Annotated in this window: 5 protein-coding genes and 1 pseudogene; 3 read left to right on the top strand and 3 right to left on the bottom strand. The window is 48.5% G+C overall.

Annotation, left to right across the window (positions count from 1 at the left end; translation table 11 throughout):
• Both A7D21_RS35005 and A7D21_RS35690 read left to right on the top strand, forming a co-directional pair.
• Positions 1 to 441, top strand: a 441-nt coding sequence (locus tag A7D21_RS35005) for a rhamnan synthesis F family protein (protein ID WP_218188710.1), incomplete at its 5' end; no start/stop codon positions are given.
• 258 nt (positions 442 to 699) lie between these two features.
• Complete coding sequence (locus A7D21_RS35690) at positions 700 to 1,176, top strand: hypothetical protein (protein ID WP_141718317.1); 477 nt, start codon at positions 700 to 702, stop codon at positions 1,174 to 1,176.
• Positions 1,177 to 2,980: 1,804 nt separating this feature from the next.
• Here A7D21_RS35690 and A7D21_RS36440 read toward each other — a convergent pair.
• The 3 genes and pseudogenes from A7D21_RS36440 to cysD all read right to left on the bottom strand — a co-directional run bounded on the left by A7D21_RS36440 (position 2,981) and on the right by cysD (position 7,593).
• Positions 2,981 to 4,117 (bottom strand): annotated as a pseudogene (locus A7D21_RS36440) (acyltransferase family protein).
• A gap of 147 nt (positions 4,118 to 4,264) precedes the next feature.
• The gene (cysN, locus tag A7D21_RS33390) at positions 4,265 to 6,151 is read right to left on the bottom strand and encodes a sulfate adenylyltransferase subunit CysN (RefSeq protein WP_069553799.1); all 1,887 of its coding nucleotides are present in this window, start codon (positions 6,149 to 6,151) and stop codon (positions 4,265 to 4,267) included.
• Positions 6,151 to 7,593 (bottom strand): sulfate adenylyltransferase subunit CysD, encoded by a 1,443-nt coding sequence (gene cysD, locus A7D21_RS33385; protein WP_171902669.1) that lies wholly within the window; start codon positions 7,591 to 7,593, stop codon positions 6,151 to 6,153. Before cysD ends, cysN begins: the two co-directional genes overlap by 1 nt.
• 339 nt (positions 7,594 to 7,932) lie before the next feature.
• Between cysD and A7D21_RS35685 the strand changes: the two genes are divergently transcribed.
• A partial coding sequence (locus tag A7D21_RS35685; protein WP_141718318.1) for a sugar nucleotide-binding protein occupies positions 7,933 to 8,000 on the top strand: 68 nt, incomplete at its 3' end.

The following is an 8,000-nucleotide window of genomic DNA, read 5'->3' as shown; positions in this document are numbered from 1 at the left end:
GGAGATGCCTGGCGGAGGGATTTGTTTGAGCAGCTTTTGAGCAATGAATCTATTAGCCGCAGTATAAATATCTTTGAACAGAATCCTGATCTTGGTATTTTAGGGCCAACCGGACATGTAGTACCGATGAGCTTCTACTGGGGGGCAAACTCTACCCGTACGGAGGCTCTGGCTGCTAGACTTGGCGTAGATAGTCCTACCCTGCATAGCTTGGATTTTGTTGCGGGTACAATGTTTATGTCTAGAGTCAGTGTGCTGACGCCGTTGGTTAGTCTTGCGCTCGTAGATGAAGATTTTGAGGTTGAAATGGGGCAGGTTGACGGTACGCTGGCTCATGCTATTGAGCGGGTTATTTCGGCTAGTGCTAACTCGGTACAGAAAACAGTTGTTTGTAAAGAAAAAAGATCTGTTGAAAGCTACGCATATGCATCACGAGAGTAAAGTATAGGTGATTTGCCTAGAGTTTTGCGAAAGTAATAAAGTTGTGTAGGGAGGGAGGCTCAATTAGACTAGCGTCTGAGCCTTCCTCCTTTTTGCAAAGGTTTAGTCATTAAGTAAGAGGTTTTACTTCTGTTTGGTTTTTATTTAAAGTGCACGTTGGGCGAAGGCTTTTTTTATGAGCCATGTCTTTTCGTTATATTTAAATAGGAAGTTATTGCTTCGCCAAAGAGAAAATAATGTAATTCTAAAGGAGGTCTTATGAAAGACGTAAAAGTTTTAAAATTCCCGCTGTTTTTTTCAGTTGTAGCTGCTGTTGCATTAAGCGGTTGTGATGCTGGCAGCACTAGTGCGCCCAAGCCTGTAAGTGTTGCTTCAACCGGATGCTTCTTGGATAGTATTGGTGGGAGCAACTCTGCTTCGGTTCATGTTAAACCTGGCATCGTGGAATTTAGTGGTTGGGCTGTGGACAGTAAGACTAGTACTAGCCCAGAGCAGGTATCGTTGACTTTAAAGGATAGTGCTGGTGTAGAGTATTCCTTTGATAAGGCTAATAGGTTCGAGCGCCCGGACCTAGTATCCCTTTATAAGCAGAAAGGTTATTTAAAATCTGGATTTAGTTTGAAGGTGGATGTTTCTGCTTTGAAACCAAGTACTTATAAAGTGATAATAAAAATGTCGGAAGGAGCTAGTTCTATTTCTTGTGCGGTTGAGAAGACGGTTGTTGTTGGAAGTTAGTGCTTTTTAAGGTGTAGTTGAGTTCGGTGCATTTCTCGGACTTTGAATGGGGACGTTTTGGTAAATTCCTACGTCCTCGTGTTCTCTTTTAAATCTAAAATTTAATTTACTAGGGTTAATCGTTAAAATTTGAAACATGTGGTCATGTGAATTCAATTAATTGTCAACTCGAATGGTTTTATTTTTTTTCGATTAGTAGTCATGTTGTATTTCTGTAGTAGGGTATTTTTTTACTTGCGAGATATATGCCTCAAACTGTCCAAGGGCGAAGTTTCATAAATAAGGTTTATCCTGATTAGGCTGCTTACTCTGTCAGCCAGCATTCGGAGATAGCTCTTGTACTCGCAGGACATATCTTCGATTTAGAAGAAATCGCCGGACTCAACACTAGCATTGGGCTGTCACTATCCCTCGATGTGATGGCCGTTTAGCGTGACCCATTATGTCAACGATCCTAGGCGGTTCACGTGTTGGGGGGACTCTCAGTGACTCGCGGGTTTACGACTAAGTTAGTAGTGCTAAAGTATAGGCTGGAACGTCGATAGCTCCGTGTTCCTAGGTGTGAATTCTCGAACAGGTTGTTAACCATCTGACAGTCGCAGTTTAGTTGTCGAAGCATGGCGCAAATCTCAGGCATCTTACCTGTGAGTTTCACTGAATTTTAGCAGCTACCTAATTAAGCCGTACTTGACACGCACCTTAAAGATTTCCAGTGTCCCAAACTTTGAAGGGAATTTTTGGCAAGTCGTAAGGCCATCCTTGAACTCAGCTCTAATTACTTTTGGGCGTCGGCCAAATACACTGCAGTCGCATGATCACGTTCGTCGCAATACGGTGGTTAGCTTCTTCTCAGAACTGGATTGTCTTCAGAGTCGCTTGATCAGCACCAGCAAACCTCAGCACTGGCATCAAGAACGGTTGGATTTTCTCGAGAAGATCAACCGCGAAACACCCAAGGGTCTTTAATAACATTTCATCTTCAAAAGCTACGCCATCCCAAGTCTCTAAAAGTTGTGGCGTTGCTGTAAAAATATAAACGCTTCCGCATGCACTTCACACTAGCATCTAGTTCGTGGGTGAATGTGGTCGAGCGTTTTTTCGCAACGGTACTATGCATAGTAGCTTCAGTTCGTTGCACTAATTGGATGCTTGAATTACAGTGTTCCTTTTTCTTCTATACTACAGCCGATTCTATACGTAGGATGTGCAAAACGGGCAGAAACATTGACCAATCCAACTCTCCCTCGAAGTGGCGCAATTATCTACGAACGAGTTTAATAATGCTGAGACGGTCCGCAAGGCTGTCAGCGCATTCGCTTTGTTCATAGTATTATGTTTATGTTTATGTTTATATTTTTTAAATGCTAGGGTGTGAACAAGTATTTAATAGTTATTGGTCTATATTTTTGTGAGATATTTGATCTGGGTGTTAAGCGGGGCTTTTAAAGTAAGTCGCAAAGCGCTGTGGTTCGGTTTTTAGCTTCTCATTTAAAGAGGCAGCTGTGCGTATAAAAAAGATCGTCATCTCGAAGTATTTATAATTTTTTGTCAGATTGTTTTAGTGCGTTTCACATGTCTTACTCCCTGGTATTAAATCTTTGATCACGATCTCCCAGATACTGGATCATATCTAATTTCGATAACTTAACAGTTTGGGTTTGTTGGAGGCTACGTGCTTGGTAGGCCTATAATGATCTGTTGCCACTTTATGTTAAGGAGCTGTAGTGCAGCAGTTTTCATCGAGCTACTCTGCGCCGTACAGATTTAGTGTGTACGGCGTCGAGCTTGAGGGTGCGTAGAAGTGTTATAATTGATTTTGATTGTTGCTAGGTTGCTGCGGTACAGAAGTGTATCTATTGCCGAATTTCTTTATTATACGTTTTGCAATAGCGTTTCCTGGGAGTTCAATGAGTCTGTAGGTGGCGTAGGATATTGGAATTATTATCAGCATTCCAATTATAAAGCAGCTTAAAAAAGCCAGCGTTGTTTGGTGTATGTTTGCGTAAATATACTCAAATGTGGAGTTGAGAAAGTAGTATATTGTCGCGTGACTTAGATATATGGAGTAACTAATTGTTCCAATGAATTGAGTTGTTTTGTTTGATATTGTTGGGAGTTTGGACATGGATAGTCCAATTAGTAGTGTGCCAAACATAACGCCTTGGATTGTTATGTCGACAGTGTGCCCCATAGATAGGTCGTTATAGCTATACCAAAGAAATGAGGCGATCGATGCGAAAATTAACATTTTTCCTATATCGTTTTTATCAAAAGTTGCTCTATCAATTAACTTGTATGCGTGGTAAGCAACCACGCCTAGCATGAATGTAGGAAGGTGGTAAATTAGACTTGATTGATACTAAGACTCTGCAATATTTTCTGGCAAGCCAAGCTTGGTTAAAGTGGCGTGCCACGGAATTCTGAAAAATAGAGTGATTATGAGTATCGAAGTCGCCGAAAAAATATTTTTTGATAACAAAAATATAAGCGGAAAAATCAAGTAGAAGAGCATCTCTACACCAATTGTCCAGCTAGCCCAAACATAACCGGCCTCCTTTCCTGGGAAAAGATTTAGTGTAAAAGATAGGCTTTGTAGTATTGTCCACGGCGAGGTGTAACTATTAAATACGATAATATCTCTTATGTAATATATTCCCATCCATACATAAAATAGCGGTGCTATCCTAAAAAATCTGCGAGTGAAATAGTTCTTTATTGGTGTTTGCTCGTCTTTAGATCTTGAATCCATAGATAAGCATAGAGTGAATGCGCTAACTACAAAGAAAAGCATCACGCCCGACCCTCCGGAGTAAACAAGGGGGGCCAGCCATCCGGGAGGAGCGAGATTTGGTTGTGGGATTTGACTCATATGGTAAAAACAAACAAGCAATACCGCTATGCCTCGTAATGAGTCAATAAAATCAAGTTTTTTTGGTTGCATTTGTATTCTGCCGTTCTATTCACAACGGTTGCTGGAATTTTGGCGTGATGTTAGTTCGGTAACTCCTGTCTGTAAACAGGTTTCCCCAGCGGCCAGCGTTTCTGGTGAATGTATACCTTGCAAGCTTCACTCTTTACCGGCGCTGGCTTAAGTTATCATGGTCAGCAATTTTTCTACGCTTGTCATCAGATCAAGGTCTGTGGTGTTAATCTCACAGTTCGTATTCTCTGGTGGCTCATAAGCACTGCCGACTCCCGATAAATTAGGTAGTTGTCCTGATCTCGCTTTTTTGTAGAGCCCCTTGACATCCCGATTTTCGCAAGTCCCAAGAGGCGTGCTGACGTATATCTCTGTGAAGTTTTCTTCCCCAATCAGTTCCTTGGCCATTTCCCGCTCTCTTCTGAACGGTGAGATAAACGCCGTCAAAACGATCAGCCCTGCGTCCATCATCAGTTTGGCCACTTCAGCAATACGCCGGATGTTTTCCACGCGATCAGCGTCAGTGAAGCCCAAGTCTCTGTTCAGGCCTTGGCGCACGTTATCGCCGTCCAGAATATAGGTCCGGTAGCCTTTGGCGTGCAGTTCCAGTTCCAGCGCGTTGGCCAGCGTTGACTTGCCCGACCCTGACAGCCCGGTAAACCAGATGACTTTGCCCTTGTGGCCATTAAGCTTTTCGCGGTCTTCCCGGGCAATCGAGAGCGCCTGCCTGTGCACGTTTTGCGCGCGCCGCAGGCTGTGATTGATCATGCCCGCCGCGACGGTGGCGTGAGTGACGCGATCGACCAGGATGAAGCTTCCCAGTGTTTTGGACTGTTGATAGCTATCGAAGACCAAGGGCTTGCTGGTCGCGAGGGTGCAGACGCTGATGTCGTTCAGCGAAAGGTGCCTGCTGGCGTCACGGGCAAGGGTGTTGGTGTCGATGCGATATTTTATGTTGGTGATTGAGGCGGACGCCCATTGTGTCGCCAGCTTGATGTCATAACTGCGCCCGTTCAGGCCCGCGTCCTCGTTCATCCAGATCAGCACTGCTTCAAACTGGTCGCTGACCTCCAGCGGACTTTGGCTCAGGGACAGGGTGTCGCCACGCGAGACGTCGATTTCCTTGTTCAGCTTCAGGGTAATGGCGTCTCCGCCTGCGGCGAACTGCACCGGGCCAGCCATGCCGATAATGTCGGTGACCGCTGCTGTTTGGCCAGAAAGGCTGGCGCGAACCTCGTCGCCCACACGGACCTGCCCTTCGGCGACATACCCGCTGAACCCGCGGAACGATGCATCCGGTCGAATGACCCCTTGCACGGGGAATACCAGGCGCTCGGATTCAGAGGCGGGGATCTCCAGTGTTTCCAGGCAGCCCATCAATGTTGGGCCGCTGTACCACGGGGTGTTGGTAGAACGTTGCGTGATGTTGTCACCCTTCAGCGCGCTGAGTGGGATGGCAATGATCTTGTCGAAGCCCAGGCTTTGCGAGAACTGGCGAAACTCGTCGGTGATTTGGCGGAAAACCGTCTCGTCGAACCCGATCAAGTCCATCTTGTTCACCGCCACCACAACCTGGCGAATGCCCATCAGTGACGCCAGGTACGCATGCCGACGTGTTTGCGTGAGCACGCCTTGGCGGGCGTCGATCAGGATCACGGCCACATCGGCGGTTGATGCGCCTGTCACCATGTTGCGCGTGTACTGCTCATGGCCTGGCGTATCGGCGACGATGAATTTGCGTTTGGTGGTGGCGAAGTAACGGTAGGCAACATCGATGGTGATGCCTTGCTCACGTTCTGCCGACAGGCCATCGACGAGTAGCGCAAAGTCGAGGTCCTTGCCCTGGGTGCCATGTTTTTTCGAGTCGATCTGCAGGGCCGTCAACTGGTCGTCGGTCAACTGCTGTGCATCCCACAGCAAGCGTCCGATCAGTGTGCTTTTGCCATCGTCCACTCTGCCGCAGGTGATGAAGCGCAGCAGGTCCTGGTCTCGCTGTTGCGCGAGATAGTCTTCAATCGTTGGCTCGGTAGAGGGCGCAAGTGATTCGAGTGTCATTAGAAATAGCCCTCCTTTTTCTTCTTTTCCATACTCGACGCGCAATCGCTGTCAATCGCGCGGCCCTGGCGTTCCGAGCGGGTGGACCCCGCCAGCTCCAGTAATACATCGGCGGCGGTGAGCGCGTTCGACTCCACCGCGCCGGTGAGTGGGTAGCAGCCCAAGGTACGAAAACGGACGTTGCGCGCTTCAATTTTTTCGTCCGGCAGCAACTTCATGCGTGAATCATCCACCATGAGTGCCACGCCGTTACGGATGACGACAGGCCGTTGTTTTGCAAAATACAGAGGTACCAATGGGATGTTTTCCTGGTGGATGTATTGCCAGATATCGAGTTCTGTCCAGTTGGACAACGGAAATACGCGAATGCTCTCGCCAGGGTTTTTATGTGTGTTGTAGAGGTTCCACACCTCTGGTCGCTGGTTTTTTGGATCCCATTGATGGGTTTGGCTGCGGAACGAAAAAATGCGCTCCTTGGCGCGCGATTTTTCTTCGTCGCGGCGGGCGCCACCGAATACCAGGTCAAACTTGTATTTATCCAGGGCTTGCTTCAAGCCTTCGGTCTTGGTCAGGTCAGTGTGCAGCGCAGAACCATGGTCGAAGGGATTAATGTCTTTGCTGACCGCATCGGGGTTGGTATGCACGAGCAGGTCCATGCCGCTCTCACGCGCCATGTAGTCGCGGAACAGGTACATTTCCTGAAACTTCCAGCGTGTGTCGACATGCAGCAATGGAAAGGGCGGCAGCGAGGGGTAAAAGGCCTTGCGGGCAAGGTGCAGCATGACCGCACTGTCTTTACCCATGGAATACAGCATCGCCGGGTTCTCGGACTCGGCCACGGCTTCGCGGATGATTTGCACGCTCTGCGCTTCAAGCTGTTTGAGATGAGGCGCAAGGGGGCGTGTCGGGGCGCGTGACGCGTTGAACGTGCTCTTGTCCAGTACCGGCGCATAGCTCAGCAGTCCGAACTCTACGTTGGCGGGCGCGTCGGTGTGCCTGCATACAGCGGTGAGGCGCCCGCTTGGAAAAATCACGACGAATTTGGCGATATGTGTTTGCAAACGTTTCAGGGCGATCGCCAGCGCCTCAGCATCGAGCGGTACGGCGCCGAGTGGCAGCCAGTAGCGGGCGCCTCTGGCGTCGTTGGCGTGTAAAAAGTCTTGCCCATCCGCAGTGCGGAACAATTGCGCGAATATCACCAGCCTGCGCTTGGCGCGGGCCCTTTCAATGTCCCACGTCAGGACCGACTGGGTGGGCGGGCGCCCCCGCTCATCCTCCAGGTTTTGCACCGTCAGCTCGGCGGGCAGCAGGCCCAGCTCGTGCAGTCTGCGTTCGGCCGTGCGCTTGGTGTCGGCTTGTTCGAGTGCGTGAAGGTGCTGGTAGGCTGAGTGCGTATCCCAAACAATGGGCGCATCCAATCCGAAAAAGTCTGGGTTGGGCATTATGACCTTTGTCGCATTTTGCGAATTGATCTATCGATATTTGTAAAATACATCATTTTTTATTGGATTGCTGAGTGCTTGTTTGGATTTTTGCAAATAGCGACGCGCTGCTCCATGGATTGTTGGTTGGTCGTTGGGTTCGCCTTTGCCCGGGCCAAGGGTTAATGTCCATGCACACCTGCCTTGCCATGGTTGCGGCTCTATACTGTCGGCTTACTGAAGTGGGGCGGTGGGGCAGGTTGCTCGCACGTTAATCGTCTGGACGGATGAACCCGTCATCAATATCCAGTCCGGCTCTTGCCGCGAATGGGTCGTGAAGCACTATTCCGAGCGTTTGGTATGAAGATTCTATTGCTGGGTAAAAATGGCCAGGTGGGCTGGGAGCTCCAGCGGAGTATGGCGCCCTT

The organism is Pseudomonas sp. AP19 (genome assembly GCF_001728855.1).
Classification (GTDB): Bacteria; Pseudomonadota; Gammaproteobacteria; order Pseudomonadales; family Pseudomonadaceae; genus Aquipseudomonas; species Aquipseudomonas fluorescens.
The sequence above is the reverse complement of the archived record's forward strand: the minus strand, read 5'-3'. Positions and strand labels throughout refer to the sequence as shown.